Origin of the sequence: Rhodovastum atsumiense, from assembly GCF_937425535.1 — a bacterium.
GTDB lineage: Bacteria > Pseudomonadota > Alphaproteobacteria > Acetobacterales > Acetobacteraceae > Rhodovastum > Rhodovastum atsumiense.
In genome coordinates, this window is the sequence record NZ_OW485601.1 from 4,993,117 (window position 1) to 5,009,659 (window position 16,543).

Consider the following 16,543-nt stretch of genomic DNA (forward strand, 5'->3'; position numbering starts at 1 on the left):
CGTTGCCGGACCTGTCATGTCGTATTTCCTGCATCACCTCGGTCTTCGCACCAAGGTCATCATTGCCTTCACCGCCGTGCTGCTGTGCGCCGCGGCCCAGGGCTGGCTCGCGCTTGACGGCATCGGCCGGGTCAATTCCGTCAGCCGGGAGCTCGCGACCAACGCGCTGCCCAGCGCGCGCGCGCTCGGCCGCATCGCTCAGCTCATCGAGCGGCTGCGCTTTTACCAGTCCTTTGAACTGCTGGTCGATACGGCCGAACGGCCCGCCCGCACGCAGATGACCGCGAAGGTGCGGGCCGAGCTGACGGAGGCCCTGCGAACCTATGCCCCCCTGGTCTCCGGCGGCGAGGAGCAGCGCCTGTGGACGGAGATCGAGGCATCCTGGACGCGCTATGCCACCCTGTCCGACCGTTTCACCGCGACCCGTGATCCGGCGGAGGCCCGCCGCTCCCTGCTCGGCGAGATGGTCGCACCGATGGATGCGCTGCGCCGTGCCATCGATGGCGACCTCGCTTTCCAGGTTACCGATGGCGCCCGCGCCATCGCGACCGCGGACACGACCGGTGATTCGGCCGGCCTGGGCATCGAGATCGCCCTGGGCCTGACCCTGCTGTTATGCCTGGGCATCGGGCTGTTCATCGATCGCGGCATTGCCGGGCCGGTGCGCCTGCTGACCGAGGCGATGCGGCGGCTGGCCCGGCGGGAGATGGACGTGCCGATCCCCGGCACCGGACGCGGCGACGAGATGGGCGCGATCGCCGGGGCGGTGCAGGTGTTCAAGGACAACATGCTGCAGGCCGACCGGCTCGCCGCCGAACAGGAGGCCGAGCGCGCGGCCAAGGAGCGGCGCCAGGCCGCCATGGACCGCTACACCGAGGATTTCGGCACCTCGATTTCCGGGGTGATGGCCTCGCTCGCCTCCTCGGCCGACAGCATGCGCAAGGCCGCGCAGACCATGGCGGAGGCCGCCGGCAGCGTGCACGAGGAAGCCAGCTCCACCGCCCGTGGCGCCGAGCACACCTCCCAGCAGCTGACCTCGGTGGCCGCCGCCATCGACGAGCTGACCAGCAGCGTCGGCGAGATCTCGCGCCAGGTTACCACCGCCTCCCAGGTGGCGCGCGAGGCGGTGCAGCGGGCGGATGCGAGCCAGGCCAAGATGCAGGGGCTGGCCGACACCACCACGCGCATCGGCGGCGTGGTGCAACTGATCGAGGACATCGCCGGCCAGACCAACCTGCTCGCGCTGAACGCCACGATCGAGGCGGCGCGCGCCGGCGAGGCCGGCAAGGGCTTCGCCGTGGTGGCGGGCGAGGTGAAGAAGCTCGCGGGCCAGACCGGCCGGGCCACCTCGGAGATCGGCGGGCAGATCGGGGCGGTGCGCGCGGCCACCGGCGAATCGGTGGCGGCGATGGCCGACATCGCCCAGATCATCGGCCGGCTGGACCAGATCTCGGCGCATATCGCCACCGCCGTCGAGCAGCAGAACGCCACCGCGCGCGCGATCGCCACCAACCTGCAGACCGTCTCGGCGGCCGGCACCCAGGCGTCCGCGGCGATGCGCAAGATGGTCGGCGTGTCCGACCAGGCCGGCGCGGTCAGCCACGAGGTGCTGCAGGCGGCCCAGGGAATCGGCGAGGAAGCGGCCCGGCTGCGCTCGGAAGTCGACCAGTTCCTCGCCGCGGTGCGCGACGACAGCGGCACCCGCCGCCGCTACGAGCGCATCTCCGGCAACGGCACCACCACCACGCTCTCGGCGAATGGCCGCGGCCCCGCCTCTGTCGAGGTGCATGACATCTCCCGCAGCGGCATCGCCCTGGCCTGCGACTGGCGGTTGCCGCCCGGCGCCGAGGTCAGCCTCGCATTCCCCGCCGCCGGCGGGCCGATCATCGCGCGCGTGGTGCGCGCCGGCGAGGGGGGCATGGCGCTGCTGTTCCGCCAGGACGCCGAATCGCTGGCCCGCATCGACCGCGTCATCGTCGCCATCGGCGGGGGTCGCCAGGCCGCCTGAGCGGGCGGACGGGCAGGGACGGGGGATCGCTCCCGCGTCCCCGGGGGATCAGGCGAAGACGTCGCCGTGGGCCCGGAACAGCCGCTCACGGAATTCCTCCAGCATCTTCAGGTGGGCGCGCAGCCGGCTGGTGGTGCCGCGCACGTCCCTGGCCTGCAGCGCTGCGAGGATGTCCTCGTGATGCACGATCGCCTCGGCCTCGTGATGCGCTTCCTGCAGTTCGAGATAGCGCAGCCGCTTGAGATGCACGCGCATGTCGTCGACGATCGACATCAGCCGGCTTCCTTCTGGGCGGCGATGCAGGCGAGGATGTCGGCGTTCGCCCGCTGGAACCGCGGGTCGTCGCCGTCCCATTTCCGCGCCACCTCGCCGAACGCGGTGATCTCCAGCGCTTCGCGCACGACCTGGGCCTCCCTGACCTTGTCGGCCGAGAGAAAGGAGACGCGCGCCAGGTCTTCCTTGGCCAGCCGGAAGAATATCATGGCCACCTTCACGCTCAGCTACATGACCACCACCCTCGGCATCCCGCGCGCGACGGCGATGCTCGCGGTCATCGTCTCTATCCTTCGTGGGGGTGCGGGCGACGCCACTCATGGGCCTGATCTCGGACCGCGTGGGTTATGCCAAGGTCTACATCTTCGGCGCGGCGTTCACCTTCCTGTACGCCTTTCCGCTGTTCCACCTGCTCGGCACCCGCGACCCGGCGATCGTCGTGCTGGCGATGTCCATCGGCTATGGCATCGGCTTCAGTGGCCTCGCCGGGGCGCAGGGGGCGTTCCTCGCCAATCTGTTCGCGACGCGTACGCGCTTTTCCGGCATCGCACTGGTGCGCGAGCTGAACGGCCTGCTGATCGCTGGCCCGACGCCGTTCATCGCCTCGGCCCTGGTCGCCGCCGCCGGCGGTAGCCCGAACCTGGTGGTGATGTTCCTGATGGCCTGTTGCGCCATGACCATCGTGGCGATCCTGGTGGTGCGGCACCGCGCGGTGCATGGCGCGGAGCTGCGCGCCGCCGTCGCGGACTGACCACCGTGATGTGGACGGGACCCGTACCGGCGGTGCGGGTCCCGTCGGTCTTGCCTGGCCATTGCGAGTGGCTGGACCCGCCCCCTGGCGGGCTGCAGCTTGAACGAGGTTGGGCCGCTGTATAGCCTGCGACGGAGATGTTCGACCGGATCATGGAAGGGGCCATGAGCTACGGCCTGTTGTGGTCGAACCGAAACTACCGCCTCCTCCTGTCCGGCAGTGCAGTGACCAACCTCGGCGGTGGTGTCGCGGCCGTTGCCATGCCCTGGCTCGCGACGCTGCTCACGCGCGATCCTCTGATGATTTCGGCCGTGGCGATGGCCAGGTTCCTGCCGTGGTTCCTGTTCGCCCTGCCTGCCGGCGTCCTGACCGACCGCGCGGATCGCCGTCTCCTGATCATCCGGGCCGATTGCGTGCGGCTGGCGCTGGCCCTTTGCCTGGTCGCGATGACCCTGTCCCTTCCCACTGCGATGGCCTCCGGCCCCGATCGATCGGGGTTGGTGATCATGCTGACCGCCATCACCTTCCTGCTCGGCACCGCGGCGGTCGTGCGCGGCAACGCCGCTCAGACGCTGTTGCCGTCGATTGTCGGCCGCAACGACCTCGAACGCGCGAATGGTCAGATCTGGAGCGCCGAGCAGGTCATCGGCGGGTTCGTCGGCCCACCTCTGGCCGGTGCTCTCATCGCGGCCGGGATCGTCGTGCCGTTCGGCTTTACCGCCGCCACCCTGGCACTGACGATCGGCCTCATCTGGTTCATCACCCTGCCGGCTCGGACGCCGGGCGCGCACAAGCGGTTCTGGCCTGCCCTGCGGGAGGGCTTCGGTTGGATGCGGCAGAACCCGGCGATCTTGCGGCTCGCCGTTATGCTGGGGGCGATCAATGCGGTTTCGGCTGGCGGCCTGACGATCCTGGTGCTCTACGCCCAGGAGGTGCTCGACCTCAGGGCGACGGGATACAGCACTTTGATCAATAAGTCTTGCCGAGGTCGGCTCCCCATCCATGGCGGCTTCTGGCACGGGGCACGGTCCGTCAGGTTTTGACCATTAGGAGGCGTCGACGAGCTCACGCGGCGCCGGCCCGGCGCCGCCCCGATCCTGGTCTGGTGACGGCACGGTCGCGGCCGCCGCGACCCGCTCGATCGCCTGGGCCACTTCTCCGGGGGCCGCGTAATGCACCATGTGCCCCACCTCCGGCAGGATCTGCAGCGTGCTGCCCCGGATCTCCTGCTGCAATCCTTCGGCCCGGCGCCGGAACACCACCCGGTCGCCCACGCCGGCGAGGATGGCCACCGGCAGGTCGAGGTTGCGATAGTGCCGGCGCAGGCCGATCGCGCCTGGGATCATCAGCACGCCGTCCATCGACATCGCCCGGATCTGTGATGGGCGCAGCGTCATCGCGGACGAGTATTCGGCCTGGAACCGCGACGGCACCGGGGTCGGCGAGAACATCGCCCATTTCAGCAGCGGCATCTGCAGCCAGCCCAGCAACGGCGAAAGGGTGTGGCTCAGCAGGTCGCCGATCACCGGCAGGGCGCCGGCCGCCACCAGCAGCACGTCGGGGCGCAGCGTCCAGAAATAGTAGCCGGAGAGCAGCACCAGTCCGGCGACGTCGGCCTGATGGCGCACCGCGAGGGCGACCGCCGGCAGCGTGCCCCACGAATGCCCTACCACCACCGGCCGCACGACGCCGAGCCGGCGCAATGCCGCATGGATCAGGTCGGCCTGCTCGCTTGCGGTCCATAGCCGCCCGCGCGGGCGGTCGCTGTAGCCGTAGCCGGGGCGGTCGAAGATGATCACCCGGTGATGCGGCAGCAACCTTTGGGCGAGCCCGCTGGTGTTCCAGTCATCCCCGGTCACGGCATTGCCGTGGATCAGCACCACCGGGCTGCCGGTGCCGCGGTCGCTGTAGTGCAGCCGGACCCCGTCGACTTCGACGAACGCCCCCTCGGGAGGATGCCGCCGCTCCGCCCGGCGCGTCAGGAAATGGTTGGCCACGGCGAGCGCGGCCAGCGCCGCGACGCCGGCCAGCAGGGGGCCCCGGCCTGGCCGGGCCGGAGTCTTGGTCGCGAAGAGGGGCATGGTGTTCCTTCCCTGTGCCCGGCGGAGCGCCCGCCATCGTGTTGCGGTGCAACGCAGGCAAGGAAAGCCGGGTTGGAGCCATGCCCCGGCAAGGTCGTGCAAGAAGGCGGGAACAATCCCGGGCGGCGACGATCCGGGCGCTCAGCGCCGCGGTGGGCGCGGCGGCACCGGCAGGGAGGCCGAACCCGCCGCGGCCGTCGTGCCGCCGGCGCCGATTTCCTCGGGAGGCGGCGCCTCGGGGGAGGTGCCGATATTGCCGGCCACCGCGTTCACGCAATCATCGACCATGGTCTCGCGCGCGAAACGCGACGACAGCCCGGCGCTCGGGTTCGATCCGACCAGCGAGGTCGAGCCGAACGGCGCGTCGCGCTGGCCGCCGGCGAACATGTCGCTGCGATAGATATCGCCGCGGTTCTGCCGCTCGAACACCTGGTCGGCGCGCTGCCGGCAGGCCGCCATGGTCTGCGCCGACACGCCGGCGCGGTTGGAGGTGGTGCCGACCGGGTGGCCGCACCCGCCCAGCGCCAGCAGCAGCGCGGTGGCGGAGAGAAGGCCCCAAGGGGCAGACGAAGCGGCAGTCATGCGCAGGCTCCTGAGGCAAGGCGCGACTCGGTGGGGCCGGCCAGCCGGGCCGGGACCAGTGCGCGAAAGGGGGTTTCATCGAAGCGCGCCTCGCGGGTCAGCGGCGTGGTCGCGGCGGTGTGCAGCAGGGCACGGTCAAGCTCGGCGCCGCCGCGCGTCATCCGCAGCAGCGGGGCCGCCCAGCGCGCGCGTGCGAGCAGTTCCACCAGCGCCAGCAGGCGCAGGCAGGCGGACAGGCCGTAGCTCGTGTGCATGCCGAGCAGCCCGTCGATCGCCCCGGCCCAGCAACAGGCATCGGGATCGGCCAGGGCAAGGTCGGTGGCGCTGCCGTCGCCCCGGCGGAACCGGAACATGCGCGCGTTGCCCCACACGCCCGCAGAGGCCGCTGCCCGCGCCGCGTCCCAGGCCGCCGCGATGTCGCGCAGCCGCACCGGCGGCAGCGCTTCCGGCGCCAGGTCCACCAGATAGGTCACGGTTCCGTTTTCCGTCGCAGTCACCCGGATCGGCGCGTGTGCGTTTCCCTGCATGATCGCAGGATGGACCGCGGCGCCGGATCGCGCCACCTTTTCGGCCGCATTCCAGGAGTGACCCATGCCCGAGCATCCAACGCGGGACCTCGATGTCTGAGTCGAAGCCACCCGCACCCCATCGCCTGACCGCCTCCGAGGCGCTGCGCCGCATCCGCGCCGGCACGCTGCGCGCCGAGGACCTGTTGGAGTCCTGCCTCGAGCGCATCGCCGCGCGCGACCCGGCGGTGCACGCCTTCACCCATGTCGACGCCGCGGCGGCGCGCGCGGCGCTGGCGCGGGCCCCGTCCGGGCCGTTGCAGGGCCTGCCGGTGGCGGTGAAGGACGTGCTCGACGTCGCCGGCATGCCGGCCGGGTACGGCTCGCCGATCTGGGACGGCCATCGCCCGCACGCCGATGCCGCCGCCGTCGCCTGGGCGCGCGCGGCCGGCGCGGTGGTGCTCGGCAAGACCGTCACCACCGAATTCGCCATGATGCGCCCCGGCGCCACCGTCAACCCGCTCGACCCGAAGCGCACGCCCGGCGGCTCGTCCTCCGGCAGCGCCGCCGCCGTTGCCGATTTCATGACGCCGGTCGCCTTCGCCACCCAGACCGCCGGCAGCATCATCCGCCCCGCCGCCTTCTGCGGCGTGGTCGGCTACAAGCCCAGCTTCGGCATGATCCCGCGCCTGGGGCTGAAGGTGATGTCCGACAGCCTCGACACCATCGGCGTGATCGCCCGCTCGGTCGCCGACTGCGCGCTGTTCGCCGGGGCGCTGACCGGGCGCGACCTCGGCGATCCCGACACCCGACCCGATCGCCCGCCGCGCATCGGCCTGTGCCGCTCGCCCTCCTGGCCGAAGGCAGCGGCGGAGACGGTGGCACTGTTCGACCGCGCCGCCGCCACCCTCGCGCGCGCCGGGGCCTACGTCACCCCGCGCGAACTGCCCGACGCCTTCCGCGCGCTGGAACAGGCGCATCCGCTGGTCATGCACGGCGAATCCGCCCGCTCCATGGGCTGGGAAATGCTGGAGCAGCGCGACCTGCTCAGCGGCCGGCTGCGCGAACGCCTCGAATGGGGCGCGGCCCAGGGGCCGGCGAAGCTCGACGAGGCCCGCGCCACCTTCGGCCGGCTGCAGGCCGCCTTCCCGGCGACGATGGAAGGCGTGGACGTGCTGCTGACACCTTCCGCGCCGGGCGAGGCGCCGGTCGGGCTCGATGCGACCGGGGACCCGGTGTTCAACTATATCTGGACCTCGTTGCACGTGCCCTGCGTGACCGTGCCGGCCGGCACCGGACCCGGCGGGGCGCCGCTGGGGGTGCAGATCATCGCCCGGCGAGGAGAGGACCGGGCGGCCCTGATCTGGGCGCAATGGGTCGCGGCAGCACTCGTCGGGTGAGGCGCGTGAGGGAAGGAAGGCCAGGGCTCCGCCCTGGACCTGCCAAGGGCCACAAGGCCCTTGGATCCCATTCGCGCTGCGCGGCACAGCAGGTGTAGGGCGGATAAGCGCAGCGCAATCCGCCATCCTGGAACCCATCCGGACGTCAGCCACCCCTGGCGAAATAATCGATTTCCTCCAGCACCCCGGTGAGCACACGGATCACCGCGGCAATGCGGTGATCCGTCGCACCGACATGGTGGCCGACGAACACACGTCCGTTTTCCACCGGGGGCGAAGCCGTCACCATGCGCATGCTGCCGCTGGCGACATGGCGCCGGACCATCGGGATCGGCAACACGCCGGCACCGATGCCCCCGGCGACCAGCTCGGCGATCACCGCCACGCTGGAACAACGACTGATCCGCACCGGTTCCACACCTTCGGCCGCGAACCAGCCCATGATCTGGCGATACATCGCCGACGGTGGGGGATTCGACAGGATCGGGCGTGACCACAAATCCCGTGGGCGCAACGGGACGGGAAGGTCCCAGGCGGCCGGCACCACCCAACTGGTCGGCTGACTGCCCAGCGGCAACAGGCGCAGGCGCTCGTCGCCCAGCGGATGCACCAGCACCGCCATGTCGAGCCCGCCATTGAGCAGCGCGGCTTCGAGGAAGGTGTTGATGTTCACGACCCATTCCGGCTGCAACGCCGGGAAGCGCAGGCCCAGCGCCTCGACCAGCGGCGGCAGGCAGGTCGCCGCGAACCCCTCGGCGAGGCCGAAACGGATCGGCCCCGCGATCTCGGCCTCGTCCCGGCCGGACCGGATGCGGCGCACCTCCTCGAGGATCGACGTTACCTGCCGCAGCAGCGCCTGTCCCTCCTGGGTCAGCCGCAGCCCGTTGCCGTGGCGCTGGATCAGCTCGACCCCCATCGCGTCGCGCAGATCCTTCAGCCGCAAGGAGATCGTCGGCTGGGCGATGTGCAGATGGTCGGCCGCCCGCTGCGCCGAGCCGAAATGCGCCGTCCAATAGAACGCCTCGAACTGCGCGAGGGTCAGCCGGGTCATCAGTTTTTCCAATACCGGTTCGCGGATAAAACCAATTTGTCTTTGAATGTCAAATGTCTGACCGTTCCAGGGCAACAGCTAACGCCGCACTCTCAACAGCGGCGGAACGGGAGAAGGGAACAGCATGGAAACCCGGCCGGACATCATCGCCCCCGACGGCATGGCCCCCCACGTCGTCGCCAAGGTGGCGCGGCGCATCCTGCCGATCCTGATGGTCTGCTACTTCGCGGCCTTCCTCGATCGGGTGAACATCGGCTTCGCCGCCCTCACCATGAACCAGGACCTGGGGCTTTCGGCCTCGGCCTTCGGCTTCGGCGCCGGCATCTTCTTTCTCGGCTATGTGCTCTGCGAGGTGCCGAGCAACCTGATCCTGGCGCGGGTCGGCGCGCGGCGGTGGATCGCGCGCATCCTGATCAGTTGGGGCCTGCTGTCGGCGGCCACCGCCTTCGTGTGGAACGCGCCCAGCCTCTATGTCGTGCGGGTGCTGCTCGGCGCGGCCGAGGCCGGGTTCTTCCCCGGCATGATCTTCTACATGACGCTGTGGTTCCCGCGTGCCTACCGCGCCCGCATGTTCGCCACCTTCAACATCGCCGTCCCGCTCTCCTCGATGATCGGCGCGCCGATCTCGGGCCTGCTGCTCGGGGGCGCGGACGGGCTGGCCGGGCTGCATGGCTGGCAGTGGATGTTCCTGCTGGAAGGCATGCCGGCGGTGATCATGGGGCTGGTGGTGCTGGTCCGGCTGCCGGACCGTCCGGAAACCAGCACCCTGCTGACCGGGACGGAGCGGGCGTGGCTGGTGGCCCGGCTGCGCCAGGAGCAGGCCGAGCAGGAAGCGGCGGGGCGCTTTTCCGTGGGGCGCGCGCTGACCGAGCCGCGGGTGCTGCTGATGTGCCTGATCGCGGTGGGGCTGGTGATCGGCACCACCGGCATTGCGGTGTGGATGCCGCAATTCGTCAGGGCGTTCGGGTTGAGCAACCTGCAATCCTCCTTCGTGACCGCGATTCCCGCCGCCTTCATGGCCGTCGCCATGATCGTGGTCGGGCGCAGCGCCGACCGCAGCGGCGAGCGCGTGTGGCATGCCGCCGGCCCGTTCCTGGTCAGCGCCGCCGGGTTCCTGCTGGCGGCGGTTTCGACCTCGCCGGTGGTCGGGCTGATCGGACTGACCATCGGCGCGGCGGGGATCGGCGGCGCCTCGCCGAACATCTGGATCTTCCCGACCACGCTGCTGACCGGCACGGCCGCGGCGGCGGGGATCGCGCTGATCAATTCGGTCGGCAGCACCGGCGGGTTCTTCGGCCCCACCATCATCGGCTGGGTGCGCGACGCCACCGGCGGGTTCGCGGGATCGCTGCTGTTCCTGGCGGGGGTGATGACGGTGACGGCGGTGGCGCTGCTGGTGCTCGGCCGCAGCATGCGCCCGTTGCTGGCCCGGCCGGCGGCTGTTGCCCGCGCCACGGAGATCGAAGCGTGAAGACGGTCGCGCTCGAGCTGTTCCATCTGACGGCGCCGCTCGCGGAACCGATCGGCAATGCCCTGGTCACCTTCGACCGCCGCGAGACGCTGCTGGTGCGGCTGACCGATGCGGCCGGGACTGCCGGCTGGGGCGAGAGCTGGACGGCGCCGGAGACGGTGGCGGCGCTGATCGCCCGGCATCTGGCGCCGTGCGTGCTGGGGCAGGATCCGCAGGCGCTGGGGCGGCTATGGCGGGCCTGTGGCGCGGCCTGCGGGCCGCATGGCCAGGGGCTGACCGGCATGGCGGTCGCCGCGGTGGACATGGCGCTGCACGATCTGGCGGCGCGCCAGCGTGGCGTGCCGGTTGCCACCCTGCTGGGTGGTGCGGTGCGGGAGCGGGTGCCGGCCTATGCCAGTGGACCGTTCTTCGCGCCGGGCGGGCACCCGTACCGGCATTACCAGCGGGAGTGCGAGGGCTATCTGCGGGCCGGGTTCCGCGCCATCAAGCTGCGCTGCGGTCTGGCGCCGGCGGAGGACGGCGCGGTGGCGCAGGCCGTGCGGGCCTTGCTCGGGCCGGAGCGGGGGCTGATGGTGGATTTCAACCAGTCCTACACGCCGCGCGCCGCGATCGAGGCGGCGCGGCGCATGGAGGCGGCGGAGCTCGGCTGGATCGAGGAGCCCGCCGCACCGGGGGATCTCGCGGGTTATCGCCTGGCTGCCGGTCATGTGCGACCGGCGATTGCCGGCGGCGAGACCTTCGAGGGGGCGGCGGCGTTCCTCCCGTTCCTGGGTCAGGGGGTCATGGACGTGCTGCAGCCCGATCTGGCGGTCTGTGGCGGGTTCGAGGGGGTGCGCCGGGTGGTGATGCTGGCGGAGCTGCACCAGCTTGCGGTGGTGCCGCATGTCTGGGGCAGCCTGGTGAATTTCCATGCGGCGCTGCATCTGGCCGCGACGTTGCCGGTCGGGCGCTGGGGTGGCCCGGTGGCGTTGCCGATGCTGGAGTACGATGTCGGCCCGAATCCGCTGCTTTCGTTGCTTGGCCGCCCGGAGTTGGGGGCGGATGGGGCGGTTGCGGTGCCGCAGGGGCCGGGGCTGGGGTTCGAGCTGGACCCGGGCCGGCTGGCGCCGTTCGTAACCAGCCATCGTGTGCTGCGGGTTGAATGAGTGGGATCCAAGGGCCTTTGGCCCTTGGTGGAGGTCCAGGAGGCGAAGCCTCCTGGTGGGGTTTGGGGCAACGCCCCAAGGGCTTCAGGCCGCCGTGTTTTGGCGTGGCGTCACGTCGCAGAGGTATGCGGCCATGCCCCGGCTGGCGTCCCATTGCCGTGCGTAGCCGAGCGAGACTTCATCGAACCGCACGCCGTCGTGCCAGTCGGTGCGGCGGGTGTGCAGGTGGCCGCTGACCACGCCGCGGGCGCGGAAGCGGCGGTGCCAGTCGGCGGTGCGGATGGTGCCGCACCAGGGGGTGAAGCGTGGGATGCGAGGGATGTGCACCAGCTCCTGCCGCAGCGGGTAGTGCCCGACCAGGATGGTGCGTGCGGCCGGGGGGATTTCCTTGCGCATGCGGGCTTCGGCGGCGTCGCACAGGGTGGCGCACCATTCCTCCATGCCGGCATAGGGCGTGGTGCGGATCAGGTGTTCGTCGGCGCTGACGCAATGGCGTTCGGCGGCCCAGCGGACCACGCCGGCGCGGGACACGTCGGCGGGGCGGAAGCTGTAGTCGAAGCCGGTGAACAGCGGCACCACCACTTCGCCGGTGGGGGGCCAGGGCAGGTAGGGATCTTCGGGGGTGGCGACGCCGCAGCGCCGCGCTGCCGCCACCAGGGCCTGGTATTTGGCGGGGCTGCTGCCGGGGCCGGGGCGCTCGGTCAGCCACAACTCGTGGTTGCCGGGGGTCCACACGACGCGGGCGAAGCGGCCGGCGAGGAAGGCCAGCGCCTCCTCGAACAGGTCGCTTTTTTCGCAGACATCGCCGGCAAGCAGCAGCCAGTCGGCGGGGTACGAGGGCAGCGCGCGCAGCGCCTCGCGGTTGGAGGCGACGGCGAGGTGCAGGTCGCTGATGGCCAACAATCTCATCGCGCGCCCCGGCAGGACCCGCGGTCCTGTTCTCGCTGGGATCGCATGGTTCTAATCTTGGCCCGATGAGCGCACACGGCAATGTCGGCAACGAACCGGACGTCCTGCAGGCCGCCCCGCGGGTGCATGTCTGGACCATGTCCACCGCGGGGCTGGACGAGGCGGCGGTGGCGCCGTGGCGGGCGAGTCTGGACGCCGCCGAGCGCGCCCGTGCCGACCGGTTCGCCTTTCCGGCCGGGCGCGTCACCTACATCGCCGCGCATGCGCTGGCGCGGGCGGCGCTGGCCGGGGCGGCCGGTGTGCCGCCGTCCGCCTTCGCCTTCCTCGCCGACCGGCACGGCAAGCCCTCGGCCTGGATCGGGGGGCGTCCGGTGGCGGTTTCGTTCAACCTGTCACACACGACCGGGCTGGTCGGCATCGCCCTGGCGCCGGTGGCGGGGCTGGCGCTGGGCTTCGACCTGGAGCCGCGGGCGCGGCGGGCGCCGCTTGAGGTAGCGCGCCGCTTCTTCACCGCGACCGAGGCGGAGTGGCTGGAAGCGCTACCGGAGGCGGAGCAGGGTGAGGGATTTTTTCGCCTGTGGACCCTGAAGGAAGCCTTCGTCAAGGCGACCGGCAAGGGGCTGACCCAGGACCTGTCCAGCTTCTGGTTTCGGGTGCATCCCCCGGCGATCGCCTTCGCCCCGGACCTGCCGGAGCGCGACTCGGACTGGCAGTTCGAGCAAGCCGTGGTGGAGGGGGCCTTCGTGGCGGCGCTGGGGCTGCGCCGTCCGGCCGGGGGGGCGGTGCCGGTGGTCTGGCACGGCGTGGCCCCCGGCGGCTTCGATCCAGCCGTGCCGCTGCGCGCCTGATCAGGCGGCGGGTGGCTGCCGGCGCAGCAGGTTCTCGACCTCGGCCAGGGTGGGGGCCGCCTCGGAGGCGCCGGGGCGGGTGGTCGCCAGGGCCCCGCCGGCGGCGGCGAAGCGCACCGCCTCGGCCAGGGTGTCGCCGCGCGCAAGCGCCACCGCGAGGCCGGCGTTGAAGCTGTCGCCCGCGGCCACGCTGTCGATGGCGGTGACGGCGAAGGGTGGCACGAAGCCCGCTGCGGTGCGGCTACGGTAGTAGACCCCCCGGCTGCCGAGCTTGATGATGGCGGTGGCAAGGCCGCGGTCGAGCAGCTTTCCGGCGGCGAGGGCGGCGTCGTCCGGGCCGGTCGGCCGCATCCCCACCAGCAGTTCCGTCTCGGTTTCGTTTGGCGTCAGGATGTGCGCGACCTGGAACGCCGCCTCGGGCAGCCCGCCGGCGGGCGCGGGGGCGGGGTCGAGGATGACCGTGGCGCCACCCTCCCGCGCCGTGGCGGCGGCGGCCAGTACCGCCGGCAGCGGGATTTCCAGTTGCAGCAGCAGCACCGGGGCGGCGGCCAGCACCGGTTGCAGGGCCGCCGCGTCGGCGGTGTCGATGCCCAGGTTGGCGCCGCCGATCACGGTGATGCTGTTCTGGCCGTCCCGGCTTACCCCGATCAGGGCGAGGCCGGTGGCCCGGTCGGGATCGGCGGCGAGATGCCCGAGCCCGACCCCGAAGGCGGCAAGCCGGTCGCGGGCCAGGGTGGCGAAGGCGTCGGTGCCGGTGCGGCCCGCCAGCACCACGCGTCCGCCGAGCCGGGCGATGGCGGCGGCCTGGTTGGCGCCCTTGCCGCCCAGCGTGGTGGCGGAGCGATCGGCGTGGATCGTCTCGCCGGGGTGCGGCAGGTGTTCGGTGTAGGCGACGATGTCGATGTTGACGCTGCCGAACACGACCAGTGGCGCCTGCGTGGCGGTGGTGCGGTGGGGGCGGATGTCCTGTTCCATGGGAGCCTTTCCCTGGTTGCCGGGGCGGGGGGACCTGCCCGCCGCCCCGGACCCGGCGGATCAGCCGGCGTGTGGCCCGCGCCAGCACCAGTCGCGGATCTCCGGCATGTCCTCGCCATGCACGGAGATGTAACGGCGGTGCTCGGTCAGCTTGTCACGGATCGCCTGCTGCAGATAGGCGGCGGAAGCGCGCAGCGCGGGCACGCGGTCGATCACGTCCCCGGCGAGGTGGAAGCGGTCGAGGTCGTTGCGCACCACCATGTCGAAGGGCGTGGTGGTCGTCCCTTCTTCCTTGTAGCCGCGCACGTGCAGGTTGGGATGGTTGGTGCGCCGGTACGCCAGCCGGTGGATCAGCCACGGATAGCCGTGATAGGCGAAGATGATCGGCTTGTCGGTGGTGAAGATGGCGTCGAAGGCGCGGTCGGACAGGCCGTGCGGGTGTTCCTCGGGCGGCTGCAGCGTCATCAGGTCGACGACGTTGACCACGCGCAGTTTCAGGTCGGGCACGGTCTGGCGCAGGTAGTCGACCGCGGCCAGCGTCTCCAGCGTCGGCACGTCGCCGGCGCAGGCCATGACCACGTCGGGCTCGCCGCCCTGGTCGTTGCTGGCCCAGTCCCAGATGCCGATGCCGGCGTTGCAGTGGCGGATGGCCGCATCCATGCTCAGCCATTGCGGCGCGGGCTGCTTGCCGGCGACGATGACGTTGATGCGGTCGCGCGAGCGCAGGCACTGGTCGGTGACGTGCAGCAGCGTGTTGGCATCGGGCGGCAGGAAGACGCGGATGATCTCGGCTTTCTTGTTGACCACGTGGTCGATGAAGCCGGGATCCTGGTGGCTGAAGCCGTTATGGTCCTGGCGCCAGGTATGCGAGGTCAGCAGGTAGTTCAGCGACGGGATCGGCCGGCGCCACGCAATCTCGCGGCAGGTCTTCAGCCACTTGGCGTGCTGGTTGAACATCGAATCGACGATGTGGATGAACGCCTCGTAGGAGGAGAACAGCCCGTGCCGCCCGGTCAGCAGGTAGCCTTCCAGCCAGCCCTGGCAGGTATGCTCGCTGAGGATCTCCATCACCCGCCCGCCGCGGGCGAGATGGTCGTCCGCCGGCAGGTACTCGGCGTTCCAGGCGCGCGCGGTGACGTCGAATACCGCGTTCAGCCGGTTGGAGGCGGTCTCATCCGGCCCGAAGATGCGGAAGTTGCGGCCGGTTTCACTGCGGCGCAGCACCTCGCGCAGATAGGTGCCGAGCACGCGCGTGGCCTCGGCGGTCGCCGCGCCCGGCGCGGGCACAGCGACGGCGAAGCTGCTGAAGTCGGGCAGGTTGAGGTCGCGCATCAGTACGCCGCCATTGGCGTGCGGATTGGCGCTCATGCGCCGCTGGCCCGTGGGCGCAAGGGCGGCGATGTCGGCGCGCAGCCGGCCGGTGTCGTCGAACAGCTCCTCAGGCCGATAACTTTGCAGCCAGGATTCCAGCAACTGCACATGGCCGCTGGCCGCGCTCATGTCGGCGAAGGGCACCTGGTGGGAGCGCCAGGAATCCTCGGTCTGCAGCCCGTCCACCGTGGCCGGCCCGGTCCAGCCCTTGGGTGAGCGCAGCACGATCATCGGCCAGGCCGGGCGCTCCGTTGCCTTGCCCTGGCGCGCCGCCGCCTGGATCGCGCGGATCTCGGCGACCACGGTATCGAGCACCGCGGCCATGGCCTGGTGCATCTGCGCCGGATCGCTGCCCTCGACGTAATAGGGCTTGTAGCCGCAGCCGACCAGCAGGCTGTCCAGTTCCGCATGCGGGATGCGGGCGAGCACGGTCGGGTTGGCGATCTTGTAGCCGTTCAGGTGCAGGATCGGCAGCACCGCGCCATCGGTCACCGGGTCGAGGAACTTGTTGCCGTGCCACGCGGTGGCAAGCGGCCCGGTTTCCGCCTCGCCGTCACCGACGACGCAGGCGGCGATCAGGTCGGGATTGTCGAACACCGCGCCATAGGCATGCGAGAGCGAATAGCCCAGCTCGCCGCCTTCATGGATCGAGCCCGGGGTTTCCGGCGCGACATGGCTCGGGATGCCGTGCGGGAAGGAGAACTGCTTGAACAGCGCCCGCATCCCGTCCGCGTCCTGGGAGACGTTCGGGTAGACTTCGCTGTAGGTACCTTCAAGATACGTGTTGGCGACGACGCCGGGGCCGCCATGGCCGGGCCCGGCGATGTAGATCATGTCGAGGTCGAGCGCCTTGATCACCCGGTTCAGGTGCACGTAGATGAAGTTCAGTCCCGGCGTCGTGCCCCAGTGGCCGAGCAGGCGCGGCTTGATGTCGGATCGTTCCAGCTTGCGCCGCAACAGCGGGTTGTCGAGCAGGTAGATCTGGCCGACTGACAGGTAGTTGGCGGCGCGCCACCAGGCATGCATCAGCTCCAGTTCATCCGCGGACAGGGGCGCGGCGGATGGCCGGGGGCGTGAGGCGGCTTCTGCGCAGATCGACATCAACGGCACTCTTTCATCTTCACTGAGAGACAAATCCGGCATGCCGGCCGCGCGCGATCCGCATCGCCGTG

At 70.9% G+C, this 16,543-nt stretch carries 15 protein-coding genes and 1 pseudogene; 7 read left to right on the forward strand and 9 right to left on the reverse strand.

The annotated features are described in order from the left end of the window. Positions 1-55 precede the first annotated feature (55 nt). Positions 56-2,008: pseudogene (locus NBY65_RS22500) on the forward strand (methyl-accepting chemotaxis protein); the annotation flags it as partial. Between the two features lie 48 nt (positions 2,009-2,056). On the opposite strand, the gene NBY65_RS22505 reads toward NBY65_RS22500, so the two are convergent. Next, entirely contained in the window at positions 2,057-2,281 is a 225-nt protein-coding gene (locus tag NBY65_RS22505) for an FCD domain-containing protein (RefSeq protein ID WP_162530604.1), read from the reverse strand. Next, positions 2,281-2,496 carry a hypothetical protein gene (locus tag NBY65_RS22510; protein WP_162530603.1) on the reverse strand — a complete coding sequence of 72 codons (216 nt, stop codon included), beginning with the start codon at positions 2,494-2,496 and terminating at the stop codon, positions 2,281-2,283. The genes NBY65_RS22505 and NBY65_RS22510 overlap by 1 nt, the downstream gene beginning before the upstream one ends. A gap of 104 nt (positions 2,497-2,600) precedes the next feature. On the opposite strand from NBY65_RS22510, the gene NBY65_RS22515 reads away from it, so the two are divergent. Both NBY65_RS22515 and NBY65_RS22520 read left to right on the forward strand, forming a co-directional pair. Continuing rightward, on the forward strand, positions 2,601-3,032 hold the full coding sequence (locus tag NBY65_RS22515; RefSeq protein WP_150041591.1) for an MFS transporter: 432 nt from the start codon (positions 2,601-2,603) through the stop codon (positions 3,030-3,032). Between the two features lie 164 nt (positions 3,033-3,196). Continuing rightward, positions 3,197-4,075 carry an MFS transporter gene (locus NBY65_RS22520; RefSeq protein WP_150041590.1) on the forward strand — a complete coding sequence of 293 codons (879 nt, stop codon included), beginning with the start codon at positions 3,197-3,199 and terminating at the stop codon, positions 4,073-4,075. Between the two features lie 3 nt (positions 4,076-4,078). Here the strand turns inward: NBY65_RS22520 and NBY65_RS22525 are convergent, their stop codons facing one another. From NBY65_RS22525 to NBY65_RS22535, 3 genes are all read right to left on the reverse strand, one after another. Next, positions 4,079-5,113, reverse strand: coding sequence for an alpha/beta fold hydrolase (locus NBY65_RS22525; protein ID WP_150041589.1), 1,035 nt, complete (start codon positions 5,111-5,113; stop codon positions 4,079-4,081). A gap of 141 nt (positions 5,114-5,254) precedes the next feature. Next, on the reverse strand, positions 5,255-5,695 hold the full coding sequence (locus NBY65_RS22530; RefSeq protein ID WP_150041588.1) for a hypothetical protein: 441 nt from the start codon (positions 5,693-5,695) through the stop codon (positions 5,255-5,257). Continuing rightward, entirely contained in the window at positions 5,692-6,168 is a 477-nt protein-coding gene (locus NBY65_RS22535; protein ID WP_239002835.1) for a hypothetical protein, read from the reverse strand. Before NBY65_RS22535 ends, NBY65_RS22530 begins: the two co-directional genes overlap by 4 nt. A 146-nt stretch (positions 6,169-6,314) precedes the next feature. Between NBY65_RS22535 and NBY65_RS22540 the strand changes: the two genes are divergently transcribed. Further along, the gene (locus tag NBY65_RS22540; protein WP_150041587.1) at positions 6,315-7,601 is read left to right on the forward strand and encodes an amidase; all 1,287 of its coding nucleotides are present in this window, start codon (positions 6,315-6,317) and stop codon (positions 7,599-7,601) included. Between the two features lie 145 nt (positions 7,602-7,746). On the opposite strand, the gene NBY65_RS22545 is transcribed toward NBY65_RS22540, so the two are convergent. Further along, positions 7,747-8,652 carry a LysR family transcriptional regulator gene (locus tag NBY65_RS22545; RefSeq protein WP_150041586.1) on the reverse strand — a complete coding sequence of 302 codons (906 nt, stop codon included), beginning with the start codon at positions 8,650-8,652 and terminating at the stop codon, positions 7,747-7,749. Between the two features lie 124 nt (positions 8,653-8,776). On the opposite strand from NBY65_RS22545, the gene NBY65_RS22550 reads away from it, so the two are divergent. After that, positions 8,777-10,123 (forward strand): MFS transporter, encoded by a 1,347-nt coding sequence (locus tag NBY65_RS22550; protein ID WP_239002834.1) that lies wholly within the window; start codon positions 8,777-8,779, stop codon positions 10,121-10,123. Beyond that, positions 10,120-11,268 (forward strand): mandelate racemase/muconate lactonizing enzyme family protein, encoded by a 1,149-nt coding sequence (locus tag NBY65_RS22555; protein ID WP_150041585.1) that lies wholly within the window; start codon positions 10,120-10,122, stop codon positions 11,266-11,268. The genes NBY65_RS22550 and NBY65_RS22555 overlap by 4 nt, the downstream gene beginning before the upstream one ends. Before the next feature lie 84 nt (positions 11,269-11,352). Here NBY65_RS22555 and NBY65_RS22560 read toward each other — a convergent pair whose 3' ends face one another. Continuing rightward, complete coding sequence (locus NBY65_RS22560) at positions 11,353-12,177, reverse strand: metallophosphoesterase family protein (RefSeq protein ID WP_150041584.1); 825 nt, start codon at positions 12,175-12,177, stop codon at positions 11,353-11,355. 65 nt (positions 12,178-12,242) lie between these two features. Here NBY65_RS22560 and NBY65_RS22565 point away from each other — a divergent pair, with 65 nt between their 5' ends. Next, positions 12,243-13,025: a 4'-phosphopantetheinyl transferase family protein gene (locus tag NBY65_RS22565; protein ID WP_150041583.1), complete on the forward strand. Its 783-nt coding sequence runs from the start codon at positions 12,243-12,245 to the stop codon at positions 13,023-13,025. On the opposite strand, the gene NBY65_RS22570 is transcribed toward NBY65_RS22565, so the two are convergent. Continuing rightward, positions 13,026-14,000, reverse strand: a complete 975-nt coding sequence (locus NBY65_RS22570; RefSeq protein WP_150041582.1) for a ribokinase — start codon at positions 13,998-14,000, stop codon at positions 13,026-13,028. Positions 14,001-14,060: 60 nt separating this feature from the next. Next, complete coding sequence (locus NBY65_RS22575) at positions 14,061-16,472, reverse strand: phosphoketolase family protein (RefSeq protein ID WP_150041581.1); 2,412 nt, start codon at positions 16,470-16,472, stop codon at positions 14,061-14,063. Positions 16,473-16,543 lie beyond the last annotated feature (71 nt).